The organism is Natronococcus pandeyae (assembly GCF_008122205.1).
Classification (GTDB): domain Archaea; phylum Halobacteriota; class Halobacteria; order Halobacteriales; family Natrialbaceae; genus Natronococcus; species Natronococcus pandeyae.
In genome coordinates, this window is the sequence record NZ_PHNJ01000003.1 from 243432 (window position 1) to 263254 (window position 19823).

The 19823-nt window shown below is 65.5% G+C and carries 20 protein-coding genes; 5 read left to right on the top strand and 15 right to left on the bottom strand.

What is annotated here, in order from left to right; all coding sequences use genetic code 11:
* Nucleotides 1-7: 7 nt before the first annotated feature.
* From CV102_RS07835 to CV102_RS07860, 6 genes are all read right to left on the bottom strand, one after another.
* The gene (locus tag CV102_RS07835; protein WP_148857341.1) at nucleotides 8-1408 is read right to left on the bottom strand and encodes a TIGR00366 family protein; all 1401 of its coding nucleotides are present in this window, start codon (nucleotides 1406-1408) and stop codon (nucleotides 8-10) included.
* A gap of 5 nt (nucleotides 1409-1413) precedes the next feature.
* Nucleotides 1414-2838, bottom strand: a complete 1425-nt coding sequence (locus tag CV102_RS07840; protein ID WP_148857342.1) for a short-chain fatty acid transporter — start codon at nucleotides 2836-2838, stop codon at nucleotides 1414-1416.
* 257 nt (nucleotides 2839-3095) lie between these two features.
* Nucleotides 3096-4124, bottom strand: coding sequence for a hypothetical protein (locus CV102_RS07845; protein WP_148857343.1), 1029 nt, complete (start codon nucleotides 4122-4124; stop codon nucleotides 3096-3098).
* Nucleotides 4125-4204: 80 nt separating this feature from the next.
* The gene (locus CV102_RS07850; protein ID WP_148857344.1) at nucleotides 4205-4990 is read right to left on the bottom strand and encodes a class I SAM-dependent methyltransferase; all 786 of its coding nucleotides are present in this window, start codon (nucleotides 4988-4990) and stop codon (nucleotides 4205-4207) included.
* A 142-nt stretch (nucleotides 4991-5132) separates the two neighbouring features.
* Nucleotides 5133-6209: a methionine synthase gene (locus tag CV102_RS07855; RefSeq protein WP_148857345.1), complete on the bottom strand. Its 1077-nt coding sequence runs from the start codon at nucleotides 6207-6209 to the stop codon at nucleotides 5133-5135.
* On the bottom strand, nucleotides 6206-7204 hold the full coding sequence (locus CV102_RS07860; RefSeq protein WP_148857346.1) for a 5-methyltetrahydropteroyltriglutamate--homocysteine methyltransferase: 999 nt from the start codon (nucleotides 7202-7204) through the stop codon (nucleotides 6206-6208). Before CV102_RS07860 ends, CV102_RS07855 begins: the two co-directional genes overlap by 4 nt.
* A gap of 151 nt (nucleotides 7205-7355) precedes the next feature.
* On the opposite strand from CV102_RS07860, the gene CV102_RS07865 reads away from it, so the two are divergent.
* Nucleotides 7356-8183 (top strand): VOC family protein, encoded by an 828-nt coding sequence (locus CV102_RS07865; RefSeq protein WP_148857347.1) that lies wholly within the window; start codon nucleotides 7356-7358, stop codon nucleotides 8181-8183.
* Between the two features lie 46 nt (nucleotides 8184-8229).
* On the opposite strand, the gene CV102_RS07870 is transcribed toward CV102_RS07865, so the two are convergent.
* Nucleotides 8230-9450, bottom strand: coding sequence for an outer membrane protein assembly factor BamB family protein (locus tag CV102_RS07870; RefSeq protein ID WP_148857348.1), 1221 nt, complete (start codon nucleotides 9448-9450; stop codon nucleotides 8230-8232).
* A 123-nt stretch (nucleotides 9451-9573) separates the two neighbouring features.
* Between CV102_RS07870 and CV102_RS07875 the strand changes: the two genes are divergently transcribed.
* On the top strand, nucleotides 9574-10392 hold the full coding sequence (locus CV102_RS07875; protein WP_148857349.1) for a hypothetical protein: 819 nt from the start codon (nucleotides 9574-9576) through the stop codon (nucleotides 10390-10392).
* Nucleotides 10393-10418: 26 nt separating this feature from the next.
* On the opposite strand, the gene CV102_RS07880 is transcribed toward CV102_RS07875, so the two are convergent.
* From CV102_RS07880 to CV102_RS07915, 8 genes are all read right to left on the bottom strand, one after another.
* Nucleotides 10419-11033, bottom strand: coding sequence for a HemK2/MTQ2 family protein methyltransferase (locus tag CV102_RS07880; RefSeq protein ID WP_148857350.1), 615 nt, complete (start codon nucleotides 11031-11033; stop codon nucleotides 10419-10421).
* Between the two features lies 1 nt (nucleotide 11034).
* Nucleotides 11035-12195 carry a mechanosensitive ion channel family protein gene (locus tag CV102_RS07885; RefSeq protein WP_148857351.1) on the bottom strand — a complete coding sequence of 387 codons (1161 nt, stop codon included), beginning with the start codon at nucleotides 12193-12195 and terminating at the stop codon, nucleotides 11035-11037.
* A gap of 79 nt (nucleotides 12196-12274) precedes the next feature.
* Nucleotides 12275-13171 (bottom strand): 16S rRNA (adenine(1518)-N(6)/adenine(1519)-N(6))-dimethyltransferase RsmA, encoded by an 897-nt coding sequence (rsmA, locus tag CV102_RS07890; protein WP_148857352.1) that lies wholly within the window; start codon nucleotides 13169-13171, stop codon nucleotides 12275-12277.
* A gap of 58 nt (nucleotides 13172-13229) precedes the next feature.
* Nucleotides 13230-13817 carry a DUF655 domain-containing protein gene (locus CV102_RS07895; RefSeq protein ID WP_148857353.1) on the bottom strand — a complete coding sequence of 196 codons (588 nt, stop codon included), beginning with the start codon at nucleotides 13815-13817 and terminating at the stop codon, nucleotides 13230-13232.
* A gap of 45 nt (nucleotides 13818-13862) precedes the next feature.
* The gene (locus CV102_RS07900; RefSeq protein ID WP_148857354.1) at nucleotides 13863-14219 is read right to left on the bottom strand and encodes an RNA polymerase Rpb4 family protein; all 357 of its coding nucleotides are present in this window, start codon (nucleotides 14217-14219) and stop codon (nucleotides 13863-13865) included.
* Between the two features lie 7 nt (nucleotides 14220-14226).
* Nucleotides 14227-14535 carry a 50S ribosomal protein L21e gene (locus tag CV102_RS07905; protein ID WP_148857355.1) on the bottom strand — a complete coding sequence of 103 codons (309 nt, stop codon included), beginning with the start codon at nucleotides 14533-14535 and terminating at the stop codon, nucleotides 14227-14229.
* Between the two features lie 120 nt (nucleotides 14536-14655).
* A complete protein-coding gene (locus CV102_RS07910) occupies nucleotides 14656-15426 on the bottom strand; it encodes a hypothetical protein (RefSeq protein WP_148857356.1) in 771 nt (256 codons plus the stop codon).
* A gap of 101 nt (nucleotides 15427-15527) precedes the next feature.
* Nucleotides 15528-16925 carry a selenium-binding protein SBP56-related protein gene (locus CV102_RS07915; protein WP_187432891.1) on the bottom strand — a complete coding sequence of 466 codons (1398 nt, stop codon included), beginning with the start codon at nucleotides 16923-16925 and terminating at the stop codon, nucleotides 15528-15530.
* Nucleotides 16926-17106: 181 nt separating this feature from the next.
* On the opposite strand from CV102_RS07915, the gene CV102_RS07920 reads away from it, so the two are divergent.
* The 3 genes from CV102_RS07920 (at nucleotide 17107) to CV102_RS07930 (ending at nucleotide 19772) form a co-directional block, all read left to right on the top strand.
* Nucleotides 17107-18270: a cystathionine gamma-synthase gene (locus CV102_RS07920; protein ID WP_148857357.1), complete on the top strand. Its 1164-nt coding sequence runs from the start codon at nucleotides 17107-17109 to the stop codon at nucleotides 18268-18270.
* A 62-nt stretch (nucleotides 18271-18332) separates the two neighbouring features.
* A complete protein-coding gene (locus CV102_RS07925) occupies nucleotides 18333-19016 on the top strand; it encodes an MBL fold metallo-hydrolase (RefSeq protein ID WP_148857358.1) in 684 nt (227 codons plus the stop codon).
* Nucleotides 19017-19091: 75 nt separating this feature from the next.
* Nucleotides 19092-19772, top strand: coding sequence for a helix-turn-helix domain-containing protein (locus CV102_RS07930; protein ID WP_148857359.1), 681 nt, complete (start codon nucleotides 19092-19094; stop codon nucleotides 19770-19772).
* Nucleotides 19773-19823: the final 51 nt, after the last annotated feature.

A 19823-nucleotide genomic window follows, 5' to 3' on the forward strand; every position in this document is an offset into this window, starting at 1 on the left:
GTTGGGGTCAGAAGACCAGCAGGAGCCCCAGCACGACGGCGGAGACGTACAGCGTGACGACCGCGGCGTAGCTCGCGAACTCGCGCCAGTCGAAGCCGTAGAGCGAGAGCACGCTGGCGAACAGGAACGCGAGCCAGAGGTTCGAGACGCCCGAGGCGTACATCACCGCGATCAGCGCCGGCACGACCTCGAGGTTCCCCGCAGCGACGACGGGACCGTGGAGCAGCCACACCGAGCCGGGATCGGGGACCAGCAGGCCGACGAGGAACGTCGCGACGTACGAGCCGACGTACGGCAGCCCGGTCGCGGCCAGCGCGTCGCCGAGCGAGCCGTACAGCTCCGCTTCCGCCAGGAGCGCGAACGCGGCCCCGTACAGCAGGAACGGGATCGCCATATGGTTCGCCCACTTCGTCGCGTCCTCCGTCTTCTCCCGGAAGGCCATCGGCGGCCCCTGTGCGAGCAGTCCGAGGACGACCAGGCCGAACGCGAGCCAGGGCAGCGTCAGTCCGCCGCCGGTCGCGAAGTGCCAGCCCAGCGAGGCCAGTCCGATCGCGACGACGACCAACGTGAGCGTCTCGGCGTTCTCGAGGCAGTCGCCGACCTGCCAGTCGGCGGGCTGGCGGGCGGGCGAGTAGTGCTCGAGGGTCTCCTCGATCGACCCCTCGAGGATCCGGTTTCGCTCGCCGAGGGTCGTGATCTCGTCTTCGTCGTCGGGGGCCAACCACACGAGCAGCAGCGGGAGCGTGAGCGCGAAGATGAGGCTCGAGGCGAGGTTCGCCGGGTGGAAGAGGAACTCGCGCATCGCGATGGCACCCGCGTCGTCGACCATCACGTTCGTCAGACCGGTGTCGTCGGCCGCGATCAGCGCGCCGGGGCTGGAGAGCCCCTGGTTGGCCAGCACGAGCGCGAGCAGCCCGCCGGTCAGGACGAGCGGATAGTGGACCGCGGTGCCGTTCTCGCGGGCGCGACGGCAGAGCCGCTGGCCGACGAGCACGCCCCCGATCAGCCCGAACGCCCAGTTGACCCAGCCGAGGGCGAGCGAGACGAACGCGGTCGCGTAGATGACGCCCGCCTGGCTCGTCGGCAACGCGTCGGCGAGTCGATCGAGGACCGCGCCGACGCGGGGCGATTCGACGACCGAGGCGCCGAGCACCCAGTAGAGGATCAGGAGCATGTGGAGGGCGAACAGCTCGTAGACGTAGAAGCCGCCGCCGAACAGCTCGAGCTGGGTGATCGACTCGAGCGAGGGAACGGTCGCGACGAGGGCGATACCCGCCAGGAGGATGGCGCCGACGAGCGACTCGGGGAAGTACTTCCCGAAGGTCGGCACGAACGCGTTCCGGACGTCGGCGTCGACGTCGGCGGCCTCCTCCTCCTCGACGGTCGCGGGAGTGGGTTCACTCGCCATCGCGATCACCCGAACACCCCGATCATGATCGCACCGGTCCCCATCACGATTCCGGAGAAGACGAACAGGACGGCGACGTACCCCATCATGTCGCGGATGGTGAGTCCCGCGATTCCGAGCACCGGGATCGCCCAGAACGGCTGGATCATGTTCGTCCACTGGTCGCCCATCGCGAAGGCGATCATCATGTGGTTCATCTGCGTGCCCTCGATCTGCTGGGTGGCCGAGGCGTAGATCTCACCCATGACGACCCACTGGCCACCCCCGGAGGGGACGAAGAAGTTGACGATCCCGCCGGAGACGAACACCAGCAGGTACCACGTCGTATCGCTCGCATACTGGGCGGCCGTCTGCGCGGTCAGCTCCACCAGGCCGGAGAAGACCATGATCCCCATGATCCCGCCGTAGAACTGGAACTGGATGATGATCTGGCTGGCGCCCCTGATCGCCTCGTGGAAGACGTCGATGTAGCTCCGCAGCGATCCGTGCGCGAGGAATCCGAGCCCGAACATCGCGGAGATGAGCACGTTGATGTCGAGCGCCTGCATTATCGGCTCCGTCGCGAACAGGTATACGAGGTACGTCCAGATGGCGACGCCGACGCCGGCGCAGACAAACGTGCTGTCGAGGACGGCCGCCTTGAGCCGCGAGTCGTGCAGTCGGTGCGGTCGCGGACCCGTCTGGCCGCCTCGAGCGCCCTCGCCGCGGGCGGCGCGAAGCTTCTCCTCCGGGACGGTCGTCACGTTTTCCCGGTCGGGCGCCATCAGCGGCATCAGCACGACGACGACGGCGACGACGGCCGCGATCATCACGAGGTTGATCGGGTGGAAGATCGTCTCCGAGACGGGGATGACGCCCATCGTCTCCTCGGCGAAGTGGCCGTCGGTCGCGACCAGCAGCAGCGCCGCGCCCGAGAGCCCCTGGTGCCACGGCAACAGCCCTGCGTAAGCGGCCGCGACCAGCAGCGGGTAGTGCACCTTGACGTCCTGCTCGGCCATCGCGATCCCGACTTCCCGGGCGAGGATGGCACCGGCGATCAGGACGACGCCCCAGTGGAACAGCCCCAGCAACTGGCCGCAGAGGGCGACGACGAAGATCGCCTGCGTCTGCGTGTCGGGGATCGACGCGATCCGCCGGAGGCCGCGTTTGATCGGCGGCGAATCGGCGAGCGCCCACCCGGTGAGCAGCGCCAGCGAGGCCTGCGTCGAGAAGGTGACGACCTCCCAGAACCCCTCTCCCCAGTGTGTAGCGACGCTGGCGGGGCCCTCGTCGGTGAGCACCACCGCGATGGCCATCGTCAGCAGCGTCAACAGCAGCGCGAAGATGAAGGCGTCCGGCAGGTAGCGCTTGATCACCCTGCTCGCGCCGTCGCCGAGCGACGTGAAGAAGCCGCGTATCGCACCGCGCTCGTTCGAGTCGGTCGAACTCATGAGCTACCCCAATTCGGTCTGCAGCCTCCGAACCATCGTTCCAGAACACTGTGTAGAGACTCGACACTGTCTCTTACTATCATTCGATACTGACTATCAATCACATACGAAGGGAAAAAACGGCGGCCTGATTCGTGAGCCGCATCCCGAGACGGCCGAAATCGGAAACTGCTCGAACAAGAATCGGAGGGATCGTTCGGTCGCTCGAGCGAACCCCGATCCGAATCAGGTGCGCGATGTGCGCTCCACGTATACCGCTATTTTTCCCAGTCGATCGCTTCCGTTCGTTCCGCCTGACGGAGGATGAACGGTCCGAGCGAACCGGTTCGTTTCGAGATGGTCGCGATACGCAGGACGTAGGCCGCGAGCAGGAAGAACGGGACGAGCGCGACCGTCGCACTGGCGCTGACGAGCCACACCATGTTATCCACGCCGAGCGTCGCACCCGGTACCGAATCCGGCTCGAGATAGAACACCGTCGCCGTCGCGGCGACGACTCCCGGCAGCCCGGCGTACAGTATCGATCGCGTGAGGTGGACGAGTTCCCACTGGAAGTACAGCGACTTGAAGTGCTCGAGTGCCGGTCCGAACAGCGTCAGCACGTCGATGAGTTCGTCGAAGGCGTCCAGCTCGTCGTCGTCGAGACTGTCCTCGTGTTCGTGACGGAGCCGCCGGACCGCGTAGATCTTCCAGGAGTAGTTGTAGTTCAACCCCGACCGCAAAACGCCGAACTCGCCGAAATTAGACGTCTCGAGCTGCGCGTCGATCTCCTCCGAGTTTCGACAGACGTTGTCGACCAGTCGATCGGCTCGGCTCCGAAGCGTCTCGTCGGCGTTGTCGGCGACCGCCTCCCGGAGCGCTTCGGCCCGTCCGCTGCTCGTCTGAACGAGCGCCTGCAGGAACTGGGAGGGGTCGGGCGGACCGACCGTTCCGAACAGTTCCTCGACGCTGCGTCGGTACTCCATCGCCTCGTTCATCCACCCCTGCTGGTCGCCCAGCCGACCGAGTTCCTGTGAGAGAACCAGTTGATTGATCGAGACGACGAGCGTCATGCCGGTGAGAATGGCGGCGATCAGCGCCTGGAACGCCGTATCAACGGGTGAGCCGTTCTCCATCGCCTCCCGAAGCGGCACGGCGATCGTTCCGAGCCCGACGAACGTGGCGAACGTCAGGATGGACAGCGCCCCCGCGAGCAGCCACCGGTTCGCATCGAGCAGGATCCAGTGTGCGAGCCGACTCTCGCCGGTTCGCCCTCGGAGGGTATCCCTCGACAGCGGGTTCTCCATACCGGTCGTACAGTCTCGGGACGAAAAGTGATTGAGCTTGGAAGGGGGGTTCGAGACTGATCCGACGGTCGGCCCGTCGATCAGACGCTGACCGCCCGGAACTGAAGCCGCCGGTAGTCGGCGATCCACGTCTGGTCGTCTTCGTTGTACAGGGCCGGTTCGAGCCGCTCCTCGACGGCGTCGATCACCGCAGTTCGCTCCGTGGCGGACAGCGGTTCGAAGAGGCTATCGCCGAACATCTCGAGCCACCGTCGTAACCCCGCCTCCCCCTCGAGCGGGGTCGGCCGGTCGAACAGTTTCGCGTCCCGCACTTCGAATCCGTGATCCTCGAGCCGGGTCGCGTACTCGCCGACGCTCGGGAAGTACCACGGATGGTCGCCCTCGTAGCCCCGCCGTTCGAGTTCTGCGAGGATCGTCTCGACGATGCGAGCGACGTTTCCCGTCCCCCCGAGTTCGGCGACGAAGCGCCCCCCGGGGACGAGTGCGTCCCGGACGGACTCGAGGACCGCGTCCTGGTCCGTGTCCGGAATCCAGTGCAACGCGGCGTTCGAGAACACCGCGTCGAACGGATCTCGATCCGCGACGGCCACGCTCCGGGCGTCGCCCTGGACGAACGAGAGTTCCGGGTAAGTTTCGCGCGCCTCGGCGATCATCGACTGGGCGCTGTCGAGACCGACGACCGTCGCCCCCTGATCCGCGATTTCGGCCGTCAGATGTCCGGTGCCACAGCCGAGATCGAGGATCCGCTCGTCGGGACGGGGAGCGAGCAGTTCGACGAGGTCCGCGCCGTGCTCGTAGACGAACGAGTGATCCGCATCGTACTGGTCGGCGTCCCAGCTGTTCGGCCTGGCGTCACCGTCGGTCATACGACCCAGCGAACGAGACGGTACGTGTTGAGTGTTACTGCCCGTCACTCACGGCGGGCTGTCGGCTGCTGGGAGCGACGTGAAAACGGACCGCAGGGATTCGACTTCGAGCGACGACCGCTTCGATTTCGAGCCCCGGCCGCTAGTCGTCGGCAGGCGCAGGCGCACCGCGTTCGACGTCGACGTTACCCTCGTCCAGGTCGGCCTCGACGTTGCGGGCGGCCTCGACCATGTTCGCCATCTTGCCGTAGGCGACCTCGCGGGGCAGCAGCTTCACGCCGCAGTCCGGCGAGACGACCAGCTGTTCCGGCGGGACGACCTCGAGCCCCTTCTTGATGTTCTCCTCGATCTGCTCGACGGACTCGACTTCCGCGACGTGGACGTCGGTGACGCCGAGCGCGAGGTCCTTCGAGAACTCGGGGTCCTTGAAGACGTCGAGCTGGTCGTAGTCGCCGTTGGCGAGTTCCAGGTCGAACTCGTCGACGGGGAACTCGAGGATTTCGGGGTAGATTCGGGAGTAGTCACCGTAACAGACGTGGAGGCCGATGCGGACCTCCTCGTCGATATCCTCGACGATGCGCTCGAGACACTCGCCGACGATGGCGTGGTCGTCGGGCGTCGTCGCGAGGGCGGGCTCGTCGATCTGGATGTAGCGGGCACCGGCCTCGACGAGCTTTTCGATCTCCTCGTTGACCAGATCCGCGAGGTCGTAAGCGAGTTCCTCGTCGTCGCCGTAGGCCTCGTTAAAGGACCAGTTCGCGAGGGTGTACGGGCCCGTGATCGGGACCTTGACCGGTCGGTCGCTCGCGGCGGCGGTGAACTCGTACTCGTCGACGAGCCAGCTCTCGTCGTACTCGACCTCGGACACGACGCTTGGCTTGTCGAAGTAGTTGTGTCCCCACACCTTGACGGGGCCGTTGAACTCGTAGCCATCGATTCGGTGGGCGAAGAACTCGACCATCTCGTTGCGTCGCATCTCGCCGTCGACGACGACGTCGAGACCGGCGCGTTCGTGCTCGTCGGTGATGAGGCGAGCGGCGTCGTCCTTCGCCTCCTGGTAGTCGTCGTCGTCGAAGCCGTGGTCGGGGTCCTGGTAGAGCTCTTTCGCGCGGTTGAGCCACTTGGGCTTCGGGTAGGAGCCGACGACGGTCGTCAGCAGGAAGTGGTCGTTCTCGTGTCCCTCGGGTCGGAACTGATCTTTGTTCTCGTTCGTGGTCATGCTGCTTTCACCTCCGCGAGATCCGCGGCTTCGGCAAGGACGGCGAGTTTCTCCTCGAACTTGGCGTAGGGCAGGTAGAACGTCTCGGTGTTGGTCGTCAGGTAAACCGTCTCGAAATCGGTGACGGGAACCTGGTCGTACACCCAGTCGACGCGCTCGCGGATCGCCTCGGGATCCTCGACGAGCGTGTTCTGACCGTCGGCCAGACCGAGCGAGATGTCGTCGGTCGCGCCGTACTCCTGAATGTTGTACAGGTTGTCCTCCTGGTTCGCGACGAAGTCGAAACCAACCGCGTCGATATCGGCGTCGAGCAGGTGGGCGTAGACCTTCTCCTCGAGCGCGCCCCAGTAGGGCTGGACGACGACGTCGGCGTCGGTCGCGCTCGCGACCTGGTCGATCGCTTCGCTCGCGCGCTCGTCGACGCCGTCTTCGGGCGCGTTCTCGACCAGCGAGGGCTCGAGCAGGAACAGCGTCTCGTGGGCGGGGAAGGCGTCGACCTCGCCCTCGAGGAAGTCGGCGATGGCGCCGAGGAACTCCGCCTCGTCGCCGTACTGTTCGTCGGTCGCGAGGTCGGCGAGCGAGTACGGACCGGGGAGGACGGCCTGCAAGTCGTCGGTCAGTTCGCTGGCCGCCTCGAGCTCCGAGGCGACGTCGCCGGAGAACTCGAGGGCGCCGTTGACGACCGGCTCCCGATAGAAGTTGTTGTTGTCGTAGTAGCGGACGATACCGCGTGTTTCGACGGCGTCGTGGACCGCGAGCGGGTGTGCGAGCATGTCGTCCCAGCGCAGCTGACCCTCGACGACGCGGTCGAGACCGGCCTCTTGCTGTACCCCGATCACTTCTTCGCGTGCGTCCTCGTAGGCGGCGGTGATCTCCTCGCCCTCGTCGCCGCTGACGAGGTCGTGTTTCTGGTGACCCTTCAGATCCGAGAGGTCGTCTTTCGCCCAGTCCGGGAGCGGAAAGAGCCCCGGCGTGGTCGAGACGTATTCAGTCATGCGTAGAGGCGGCTAGGCTATGCCGACGCTTAATATTTTCCATCCATGCTAATACGCTACAGTAATTTTTGCAGGTTTCTCTCGATATCCGGACCGCCTGAAAGAGGACTCGATCGCGGAACGTTATCCTGCCAGCCGTCACACCACCAGTATGGACCTGACGATCGACCACGTCCCGTTCGCGTTCGCGGATCTCGAGGCGATCAGCGACGAGTTCGACCGACTCGGACTCACGCCGGAGTACGGCGGCGTTCACGGCAACGACGTCACTCACATGGCTGTCGTCGGATTCGACGACCGGTCGTACATCGAACTCATCGCCGAGCGCCGGACGGGCGACCACGACTTCTGGCCGGAGCACATCCGCGCGAACGCGGGGCCGGCGGCGTGGTGCGTTCGCGTGCCCGACATCGTCGAGGAGTGCACGCGACTGCTCGAGTGCGCCACTCCGGTCCGCGGGCCGCTCTACGGCTCTCGCGAGCGCGACGACGGCACGCTCGTCGAGTGGGACAGGGCGGAGTTCGGCACCCACGAGCGGCGACTCCTGTTCCCGTTCGCCATCGCGGATCGAACGCCGCTCTCCTACCGGGTCGAACCCTCGCCCAGCGTCGCCGGCGGCCCGCTCACCGGCATCGAGCAGGTGGTCGTCGCCGTCGCGGACCTCGAGACCGCCATCGAAACGTTCCGGGACCGTTATCGGTTTCCGAAACCCGTTCGTGCTACCGTCTCCGGCTTCGGCACCGTCGCCTCGGTCCCCGGCCAACCCCTGGCGTTCGCGACGGCGGACGACGGCTGGATCGCCGACCGTCTCGAGCGGTTTCCCGACTGTCCGTGTAGCTGCCTGCTCGGGACCGACGACCTGGGGGCCGCGCGGGAGGCGTACCCGCTCGGCGAACCGCTCGAGTGGCCCGAGGGTCGCGTCGCCTTCTTCGACTCCGAGACGCTCGGCTTCCGGCTCGGCGTGATCGAACGATCCTGACCGCGTTCGGGCTGGTCGGCGGCCAGTTCGGTCGAGTTCGTGTCGGTCACTCGAGCGCCAGCAACGCGACCTCCTCGTCTTCGACCTCGGCAACGACGTAGAGTGTGCCGTCGTTGAGCACCGGTCCGGGACCGACGATCTCGCCGCCGAACTCGTGCTCGAAACGAATCGCGGGACCGTCCGCCGGATTGCCCTCCGGAGCCGGGTCCAGCGCCCGGAGGCGGTCGCCGCCGACGAACACAGTTTCGCGACCGTACGCCGGTGCGGTATCGTCTCGGTCGCCGATCTCGTGGTCCCAGTAGCGCAGACCCGATTCGGCGTCGAGAGCCCGAAGCGTCTCTCCCCTCGCCGCGAGAACGAGATCGTCGACGACGGCGAGTCCACCGTCGACCCAGCCGGTATCCGCCACCCACTCGAACTCCGTCGTCGATTCGTTCTCGTCTGTCAGCGCGTACGTGTTTCCGTCCTTGCAGTTCACGTAGATCGTCTCGCCGTCGATGCTGGGCGGCGCCGTCGGTGACTCGGGCAACTGCCACCGGTTGTACGCGACCCCGTTCGTCGCCAGGGCGTAGACCATCCCCGCCTCGGTAGCGACGATGATCAAGCGCTGTCCGAGGGTTACGGCGTGGTCGAGAACCTGCCCGAAGACGTCGCGGTGCCAGCGAACCGAACCGTCCTCTGGATCGAGCGCGACGACGCGTTCCCCGAACGCACAGATCAGCAAGCCGCCGATGGTCGCTGGCACCGTCGAGTTGCCTGGCACGTCGATCGCCCGCACCCACAGTTCGTCGCCGGTGTCGGCCTCGAGCGCGTGGACGCCGTCGTAAGTCGAGACGTAGACGACACCTTCTCGGATCAGCGGCGGTTCCCACACGTCTTCGACCGACCAGAACTCCGTTCCGTCGTCGGCGTCGAAGACGAACAGTTCGCTGCCGTTGAGAAGATAGACGCGACCGCCGGCAGCCACCGGTTCCCGCCGCACCATCGGCGTCACCTCGACTCGCCAGCGCTCGGAAACCCCGTCGACCGGTGCCTTCCCGTCGGCGACGGCGCGAGTGTTGGCGGCGTTACAGCCGAAACTCGACCACTCGCCGTTCGCACCGTGGACGTGGCTGTTCGGATCCGGGAGTTCGTCGACGCCCGATTCGGGCGGTTCGTCGGGCTCGGGTGGGTCCCGAGACTGCGTACTCGAGAACCGCGAACAGCCCGGGAGCAACACGGCCCCGGAACCGACGCTCGCCAGAAGGGCGCGTCGCGAGGATTGCATCGTGTTTTTCTGCTGACGTGGGTCGCAAGTATCTTCTGATCGATCCGGAATTTCGACGGATCGGACGCGGTCGTTACAACGGGCAGAAAGCATTTACCGGACGGAGACTCCCTGGGAGACGATATGCAACGACGGGGCGTTCTCGCTGCGATCGCCGGCGCCTGTTCCCTGGCCGGCTGTACGGAATCCGAACCGTCGGCGGGAGTGGAGCCCGCTTCCGCCGCGGAGGAAGACGAGGAAGTGGCGGACTCGAGCGTGACGGGCAGTATCGACGTGGTCGTCGACGGCGATCCGCTCGACCAGTTACCGAACGAGTGGTCGGCAGCCGACCACGAACGGCTACGCGTCGCCGAGGCTATCGACGCGCTGGCAGCGAGTGGCTATCGCCGGAACGGATGGCGCGTTCTCACCGTCGACGGGACATCGTACGACGAAGCGGACGTCGCCACCGAACTCGTGTTCTTCGTCGACGACTCGCTCGTCGATCCGGACGCGTACGAACTCCGGGGAGGGGAGTCGGTTCTGGTCGAAATCACGACCGACGGCGCCGTGAGCTACGAAGAAAATCCGTCGTTCATCGACGCATCGGGAGAGATCGACGTGCTCGTCGACGGCGAGCCGTTCGATCTCTCGCAGGACCGGTTCCAGGCCGAGCACGCCGAGGATTACGCGATGGCGTTTCACTTCCACGAGGGCTCCGAGAAGTGGTACATGGAAGACTGGGAGCGAGTGACGCTGGGCGAAGGCCTCGACCTGCTGCCCCACGTCTCGTACGATCGCGAGGACGGCACCCACGTCCTCGCTATCGACGGTACCGAGTACGACGAGCGGACGCCGGGGACGGAACTCGCGTTCTTCGTCGACGGAGAGCCGGTCAACCCGGCGGCGTACGACCTCGAGGACGGGAACGAGTTGCTCGTCGAGATCACGACCGGACCGTGAGTCGGCGATGCGATTCGCCCCCTCCCTCAACGGAACAGTTCGAGCACCGTCAGCGTCTCGAACGGGAACGACTCGTCGGCGACGGCGGCGGCGCTGAACCCTTCCTCGCCCGCTCGCTCGACCACCGCGTCCACGTCAGTGAGGCTGCTGACGAGCAGGTAGACGACGCCGCCGGGGGCGAGCACGCGGTCGACGCTCTCGAGGAAGGGATCGATGATCGCTCGCCCGTCTTCGCCGCCCGACAGCGCGCGTTCCATCCAGTCGTCCCACTCGTTGTCGGGATCGGTCGGCAGGTACGGCGGATTGAACGCGACCGCGTCGAACGCGCCGTCGGCGAACGGCGAGACCAGATCCGCGCGAACGGTCTCGAGCCCCTTCTCGCGGGCCTGGCGGACCGCGTGGGGGTTCAGATCCGAGGCGATTACGCGAACACCGGTCTCGTCCGCGACGCGGGAGGCGACGTACCCCGACCCCGTCCCGACCTCGAGGACGGTTCGGTCGTCGCCGGTCCCGCGTCGTTCGTCACTCCGGTCGCCGTCGTCGCTCGAGAGGCGGTCGCAGACGGTCTCGGCGAGCAGTTGCGAGTCCTCGGCCGGCTGGTAGACGTCCGTCCCGATATCACGTCGGTCGCGGAGGTCCACGTTACTCTCCCTCCTGTGGCCGCATCCGTTCTTCCCGTTCGCTCGATTCTTGTGGATCGGTCGTTCCCGTTTCGTGGCCCTCCGAAATCCGGAACCCGCCGGTCTCCTCGCGGCCGGCGAGTTCGCGCTGCGGGTACGGAATCTTGATCCCCGCCTCCTCGAACTCGGCTTTGATCGCGTGAATCGCCGCGGTTCGGGCCTCCGCGTGTCGCCTGGCGCTCGGCTTGTCGATCCAGAACCGCACCCCGAGCAGGACCGATGAGTCGCCGAGCGATTTGGTGACGACCTGTGGTGAGGGGGCTTCCAGGGACTTCTCGAGGCCGTCAACCGCAGATTGGGCGATCTCGCTGGCGCGCTCGACGTCCGCCGCGTAGTCGACGCCGACGTCGACCTCGACCCTGATACGGCCCCGCTTCGAGCGGTTCGTGACGACCTCGGAAGCAACGACGTCGTTGGGAATCATGATGTACTCGCCGTCGAACGATCGGATGCGGGTGTTGATGATCGAGATGTCGGTGACGATCCCCTGATCGTCCTCGACTTCGATCCAGTCGCCGATCTCGAACGGTCGGGCGAACATCAGGACGAATCCGGCGAGAATGGTTCCCAGAACCTGCTGAGCGGCCATTCCGATGATAATGCCGAGAAAGCCGGCCCCGACGAGCAGGCCGCCCAGGTCGTCGATCCAGAGCGCGAGGATGACGATCACCGCGACCGTCAGAATGATCACCTGCGAGAGCCGATGGGTGACCTCGCGCTGGTGGGCCGTTACCGCCGACGCGGAGCTAAAGACCTCGTCGATCACCCGGTGGACGACCCGGGTGACGATCAGCGCCGCGACGCCGAGGACGAACGTGAACACCGCTCGCGCGACGGCGTCGCCGCCGACGTCGTACTCCGTATAGATGTACCGAAGCTGGTCGGTCTGGCCCCAGACGCCGACGATCACCGCCAGGCTGAGCAGGAACGTCCCGACCAACACCGTGGTCGAGACGATATCGCTGTACAGCGGCCGGGTCCGCTCCTCGAGCCACTCCTGAAGTCGCTGAAACGAGAGTACCACGGCGACCAGCGTACCGGCTGCGACGAGCGTCACTGCGATTCGAATCGGTGTCGTCTGGAAGACGTCCGCAAGCCAGTCGAGCCCCACTGTGTCGGTCATTGCTCCGTTCTCGAGCGAGTCGGCGATCCAGCTACCTGTATCCGTCGGTCAGTTCGTTACGCGAGCGAATTGATTAGTATTAGTTTGCTTCCGGCTGGCCGACCTCGGTGGCGAGCCGTGCCAGTTCGGCGAACTCGGCCGGCGTCATCGCGTCGGCGCGTTTTTGCAGGAGGTCGTCGTCGGCCGCTTCGACGACTGCGTCGGGAGCACCGAGACTCGTGATGTGGGCGGTGTTCCGGATCGCGTTCCGGATCGTCTTCCGGCGCTGGGTAAACATCGCCTTGACGAACCGCAGGAAGAATTCCTCGTCGTCGACCGTGTACTCGGGTTCCCGTGGTATCAGCCGCACGACGGCGCTCTGGACCGCCGGCGGCGGCGAGAACGCCTCCTTCGGGATCGATTCGACCAGTTCGGGCTCGGCGTAGTGCTGGGTCGAGACCGAGAGCCTCCCGTACTCCGAGGTGCCCGGTTCGGCCACCATCCGCTCGGCGAACTCCTGTTGAAACATCAACACGAGCGGCCGCTTTTCGGGGAGCAGGCGGAACGCAATCTCGCTCGAGACGCCGTAGGGAAGGTTCGACACCGACGCCGAGAAGTCGGGCAGATCGACCTCGAGGGCGTCACCCTCGATCACGGTCAGTCGCTCGTCGGCGATCTCGTCGGCGAACTCCTCGCGGAGAAAGGCGGCGAGGTCGCGGTCGCGCTCGACGACGGTGACCTCGTCGGCGATCTCGAGCAGTCGATCCGTCAGGGCCCCCGTTCCGCCGCCGATCTCGAGGAGGTGGCTCGTATCGGCGTCGATCTCCGCGGCTCGCGGGGGCTCTCCGCTCGCTCGATCCGAGGCGCGTCGCGCCTCGCCGTCGTCGAGATAGGTCGGGATGCGGTTCAGGACGCGATCGTCGACGAGAAAGTGCTGGTCGCGGTTCGGATCGCCGCGAACGCCAGCGCGAGCAATTAGGCCGTCGGGATCTCTCATTGCTGGCGCTAGACGCGGGGACCGTGTAAACGCACCGTCTCGGCGCGAGCGGTCCCTCCTACTGTTCGTCCCGTCGGCCGACGAACGTCCGGTACTTCAGGTCGTCGTCGCGCAGTTCCTCGAGGATCCGCTCGGCGAGGATCTCGTCCGGATCGTGCAGCCCCGAGACCCGCTCGGACAGCTCCTCGAAGCTCTCGAAGGGCTTGCGCTTTCGCTCCTCGAGGATGCCGTTGCGCAGTTTCTTCCCGATCCCGGGCAGGAGGTTCAACTGGTGGAGTCGCAGCGTGATCGGCTGGGCGTCGTTGTAGAAGTCGACGAACCGCTCTTCGTCCTCCTCGACGAGGTCCTGGACGACGTACTCGAGTTCCGACTGGGCACCCGAGGTGAGGTCCTCGTACTCGACCTGCCGGCACTCGACGACGACCTCCTGCTCGGCTTCCGGTTCGATGACGATTTCAGTGCCGATGGTAAGCCGCGCGTCGTCGTCGAACGCGACCTGATAGAGCTCGAAGTCCTCGACGTCGAGTGCGTATCCTGCCGGTGACCGTTCGTACTGGGGTCGCCTGTCGTCCGACAGCCCGTGTGCGAGGTAGTCCAACACGACCGCGCGTCGAACGTCCGTCTCGTCGCTATCGACTTCGCTCATTACTCTCCGATACGGCAACGGCGTACTTAAAGAATCGGCCCGCCGTCAAGCGTACTTTGCAACGACGTTGAGAATCTCGTCGAGTTCGTCTCCGGACAACGAGTAGCGCTGCTGAGCGTACACGGATCGGAGTTCGTCACGGTCGCGCGGCAGGAGGTCGGCGATCTTGTACGCCGTCGGCTCGTCGACCTTCTCGAGTTCCTGCAGGTCGTCGACGAGGGCCTGGGCCTCTTCGGGATCGAGGACCGCGAATCGGTTGGCGTGTTCGATCGCTCGCGCGAGTTCGTAGCGCAGCTCCCGGCTCTCGTCCAGTGCGCGCTCGGCCTCGATGTCGGCGAGCAGTTCCTTCGTTTCCGAAACCGTCAGGAACTCCTCGTCGACGATCTCTTTGAAGATCGTCATCGTGAACTCAGACGCGGACTTCGTCCTGGTCCTGTGCGCGGAGGTGAGCGGCAGTGACGATCAGCGTCTTCTCCTTGCCGCCGTCGACGATCTGCACCTTGAACGCGTTGCCCTGCTTTCCGACGACTTCGCCGGTACGGCCGTCGAAGCGCGGGTGGAACCGTCCGTCCTGAATGCTCGGGTCGATCTTCAGGTGGACTTTCTGTCCGTCGTCGTACTGCTGAATCGCTCGCTGTGGCGGCGATGCGCCGCGGTCTCGAGGAGTGTTTGAAAGCTTGTTCCGGGTCCCTTGACGAGGTCCTTTAGAGTTGGGCATAGTCGTACGGCCCTCTTACTTCGTGATGGTTATAAAACGCACGTTCCGCCGTCGCGGCGGTTGCGAGCCAAGTCGGTTCGTGGGTTGAGCCGAGTGTCTTCAGTGGCGAGACCTCGAGCGTCACGGTTCTGGACGCGGGTCCGGCGCGACCTCGAGCCGTCTTCGCCGAATCGTCGACGCGAATTCGGTCGCTCCCGTGACGAGGAGGACGCCTCCGACGGCCGCCAGAAAGACCGTCACGATCGGTGTCGAGAGGATTCCCGTGGCGTGGTACCCCACGAAGGCGCCGACGAGGAATCCGAGGTGAATCGTGACGACGCTCGCGATCCCCCAGCCGCGACCGACGGGGGCGTACAGGCCGCCGATCGCGACGGTCTCTCCGACGGCGTGGACGGTTAGGAACACCAGGCCGAGCAGTCCGAGCGCGGCGCTCGCGGCGTAGACGCCCGCGACGAGGATCCCTTCGACGATCCGGTGGAGCAGTATCGCGCCGAACGCGGCGTCCGCACAGCCGTCGTGTGGCGAAACGCCGCCCGCTCGAGCGATCCACGCGAGCGTCCCACCGAGTATCGCGGCGCCGACCGCGGCGGCCGGCTGCTGGGCGGCGGCCGAGAGGAGCGCCACGAGGCCGAGGACGAACAGCAACACGGTCATCTCGATTCTGGTCGTCGATCCGTGGACGAGATCGGTGGCGAGCTTCGTCCGATAGTGGCGAACCGCTCCGAGACCGACTGCAACGCTGAGGAACGTCGAGACGCCGATCGCTACGACGAAGGGAACCGCGGAATCCGGACTCTGTGCGGTCGCTCCCGTTTCGTGAGCGCGGACGACCGCCGGCCAGACCGAGAGGCCGACGAGTGCGATCGCTCCGGTCGTCCGAATCGGTCTCATCGGTTCACAACGGTGCTGGTAGTTCGGATGTCGTTCATCTCGGGGGTTTCAGGAGGACCGCTGGCCCGCGTTCTCCGCTCGAGCGCGGGCGCGTACGATCGTTACATCCAGATGTCGCTCGTGCAGTCGCCCTCGGGCCACCGGATCTCGTGAGCGCGGGCGGGTCCCTCGGGGAGCGTCCCGAAGTCGACGAGGAACTCCTCGTCCAGGGTCATCGTCCCCTTGCGGGGGTCCACGTCGACTTTCAGCATGACCGAGCCCTGCTCGGCTTCCTCGGGGAAGAACTGGTCGTCCCAGCTCGAGTACAGCGACGTCGTGAAGTAGAGCCGCTCGCCGTCCAGCGAGAGCTGGAGCATCTGCGGCCCGGCGTTGATCGTCCGGCCGTTCACCTCCCGGCGGTCGCCGAAGAGCCCGCCGACGGAGATCGTGTCGGCCAACCGCGGGTTCGACCGATCGGAGATGTCGTACATGCGGACCTCTCCGTGGAGCCAGTTCGAGAAGAACAGGTACCGATCGTCCATCGAGACCACGAGGTCCGTGATGAGACCGGGGACCGGCATGTCCCACTCCTCGTGTTCGCGTGGCTCGACGTCGATGACCTTGCTGGCCTGCCACTCTCCATCCTCTCGAGTCAGGTGGAACATGTTCGAGGAGAGGGCAGCGCCGACGTAGGCGTGTTCGGAGTCGGGACTGTGCAGGAAGCGGACCTCGAGCGGAACGACCCCTTCCTCGCCGAGGTCGATCGTCTGCTCGACCGTCCGGTCCTCCCAGTTCCAGAAGTGGAGCTTCTGGCCGTAGTTCCCGGCCTCGACGTCCTCGAGGTCGAACCCGGGCTGGTAGGTCGCGGGGGCGGCCCACTCGGAGGAGACCATCACGTTGCGACGCGGCTGGTACCAGAAGTCGTAGTTCATCTCGATGTCGCCGGGCGCGTCCCACCGGCCCTCGACCTCGAAGTTCTCGTCGAGGAGGAGGAAGCCGCCCGGCAGGTCGCCGTCGGCGTTCCCGAGCATGCTGATCATGATCTTCTCGTCCGGGATGCAGTGGACGGTGTGCGGGGCCGACAGGTCGTGCTCGAAGACCGCCTCGGGTTCGACGACCGTCTCGAGTTCGGGGTGCCGTGGATCGTCGGTGTCGACGACGTAAATCCGGGACGAACGGTTCCCGGGGACGACGAGGTACCGCCGCTGTGCCCCCTCGATGTGGCAGGACGACGAGCACGCGTTCCAGCCGAAGTGGTGCAACTCGTCGCCCTTGACGGGCATCTCGATCCGGTCGACGATCTCGCAGTACGTCTCGGAGTCGGGATCGAGGTCGACGACGGCCAGCATATCGGGCGCGTCGATGTCCGTCCCGACGTAGAGCGCCGGTACGTACGCGGTCGTTTCGCGAGCCGACCCCTCGATGGCGGCTTGCGGCGTTGCATAGCCCACGTCACTGACGCGATGCTCGTGGTCGTGGTGGTCGTGGGCGTGACTGGTGTGGTTTGAACTGGAACCCATGCAGTATATTACGCCCGCATACATCATAAACGAATATTATAGAAATAAATTCACAACTATTCGGTCCTGTATTTTCGCCGGATCGTCCCGCGAAGCAAGGAGTGGGGTCGATTTCTGATCGGCCGCGGACCGCGACAGCGTAGTCGTCAGTATAACCTACCTCCGCTGCGTCGGCCCGCGTATGGACGACGACCAGTTCCGGTTCGAGACCCGATCGATCCACGCCGGACAGGAACCCGACGAGGAGACCGGCGCGCTGATGACGCCGATCTTCGCGAACTCGACGTACAAACAGGACGCTCCCGGCGAACACCGCGGCTACGAGTACTCCCGGACCGGCAACCCGACCCGGACGGACCTCGAGGAGAACCTCGCCTCCCTCGAGAACGGCGCGTACGGCCGCTGCTTCTCGAGCGGCATGGGATCGATCAACACCGTGCTCAACCTGCTCGAGGCCGGCGACCACGTCGTTACGGGCAACGACGTCTACGGGGGAACCCACCGCATCTTCACGCAGGTGTACGAGGACTACGACATCGAGTTCTCGTTCGTCGATATGACCGACCTCGACGCCATCGACGCGGCGTTCCAGGAGAACACGGAACTGCTCTGGCTCGAGACGCCGACCAACCCGCTCATGTCGATCGTCGACATCGAGGGCGCCGCCGAGATCGCCCACGACAACGACGCGCTCTGTGCGATCGACAACACCTTCGCGACGCCGTACCTCCAGCGGCCCCTGGAGCTCGGCGCCGACGTCGTCTCGCACTCGCTCACCAAGTACCTCGGCGGCCACTCGGACGTCGTCGGCGGCGCGCTGATCACGAACGACGAGGAACTGGACGAGCAGTTTGGCTTCTACCAGAACTCCGTCGGCGCGACCCCCGGCCCCTTCGAGTCGTTCCTCGTCCTCCGGGGGACGAAGACCCTCCCCGTCCGGATGGATCGCCACTGCGAGAACGCCCGCCAGATCGCGGAGTGGCTCGAGGAGCACCCGGACGTCGACCAGGTCCACTATCCGGGCCTCGAGTCTCACCCCGGCCACGAGGTCGCCCGCGAGCAGATGGACGACTTCGGCGGGATGCTGAGCTTCGAACTCGACGCGAGCCTGGAAGAGGCCAGCGAGGTCGTCTCGAGCACGGACGTCTTCACGCTCGCCGAGAGCCTGGGCGGCGTCGAGAGCCTGATCGAGCAGCCGGCGCCGATGACCCACGCGGCGATCCCGCGCGAGGAGCGCATCGAAGCCGGGCTGACGGATAGTCTCATCCGGGTGAGCGTCGGCATCGAACACGAGGACGACCTGATCGCCGACCTCGAGGGTGCGATCGAGTCGGCCCTGGACTGAGTCCGGCAGTACGATCCACGGCGGACGCAACCCTTTCCTTCCGTCTCGTCGAACCGCGAGCCATGAGCACTGACGAGGATCCCGGCGTCTACGTCCTGCCGATCACCGTCGAGTACGGCGGCCGCGAACTCACGATCAACCCGGCGGCGGTCGAGACGGATCGCGGGCTGGTGCTGATCGACGTCGGACCGCCGGGTGCCGTCGACGGAATTCGAACGCACCTCCGGGAGATCGGGTTCGGTCTCGAGGATATCTGGCTCGTCCTCGCGACTCACCACGACGGCGATCACGTCGGGGGCCTCGCGGAACTGCTCGAGCGTATCGACCCGGTCGTCGCCGCCCACCACGAGGAGGCGCCGTTCATTACCGGCGAACGGGAGCCGATCAAGGGCGACGGCGATCGGTACTCGCCGGCACCGGTCGATCTGGAACTCGCTGGCGGGGTCCGTATTCCGACGATCGCTGGTTCGATGACGGTGCTCGAGACACCGGGTCACGCGCCGGGACACGTCTCGCTGCACTTCTCCGACCACGACCTGTTGCTCGCCGGCGACGCGCTCGTCGCGGACGGAAACGAACCGCTCTCCGGACCGAAACCGGAGTTCACGCCGGATATGGACCGCGCCACCGAATCAGTCGGCCGACTCGCCGAACTGGACGTCGAGCAGACGCTGTGTTATCACGGCGGCTACGTCGAGGAGGGGGCCGACCGAATCGCGGAGATTCACGCGGACCTGCGCGACTGATCGGAGACGCGAGACGAGATACCGCTCCGGCGTAGCGGCCGGACAAATTATCCACCGTCGCCCCCTCCGTCTGCTATGAGTGTCATAACCGAGTTTACGATTCCGGCGGAGGCGTTCGCACTGGAACACACGTTCGACACCGTCTCGGACGTGACGATCCAGATCGAACGGCTCGCGAGCCACAGCCGCGAGTGGGTCATGCCGTTTTGCTGGGTTACCTGCGAGGATCTCGAGGCCGTGACGGACGCGCTTCGAGAGGACCCGACCGTCGACGGCGTTCGACTGGTCGATAGCGATTCCGACGTCGGCTACCTCAACGTCCACTGGAACGAAAGCGTGCAGTCGCTGATCGATACCGTCGTCGACCAGCACGGAATTATGCAGGAGGTGGAGGCGAACGACGGGATCTGGCACCTCAAACTGAAGTTTCTCGATGGGGATGCAGTCCAGAAGTTCCAGACGTACTTCGACGAGAAGGGCTACTCCTTCGAACTCCAGCGGCTCTACGACGGAACGGCACCGAAGGAGCGGGAGTACGATCTCACCGCCGATCAGCGCGAAGCGCTGGTGATGGCGCTGGAGATGGGATACTTCGACGTCCCTCGGGAGGCGAACATCGAAGACCTGGCGGCGGAACTCGAGATTTCGACGAACGCAGTGTCGCAGCGATTGCGCCGCGCGAACCGAAATCTCACCAGAAACACGCTGACCGTCTCGCCGCCCACGGAAACGTCCGAGACGAACGAGTCGGAATGACACTCCCTATATGAATACTCTCGATATCAACACACGGCCCGTTTCCTTCCC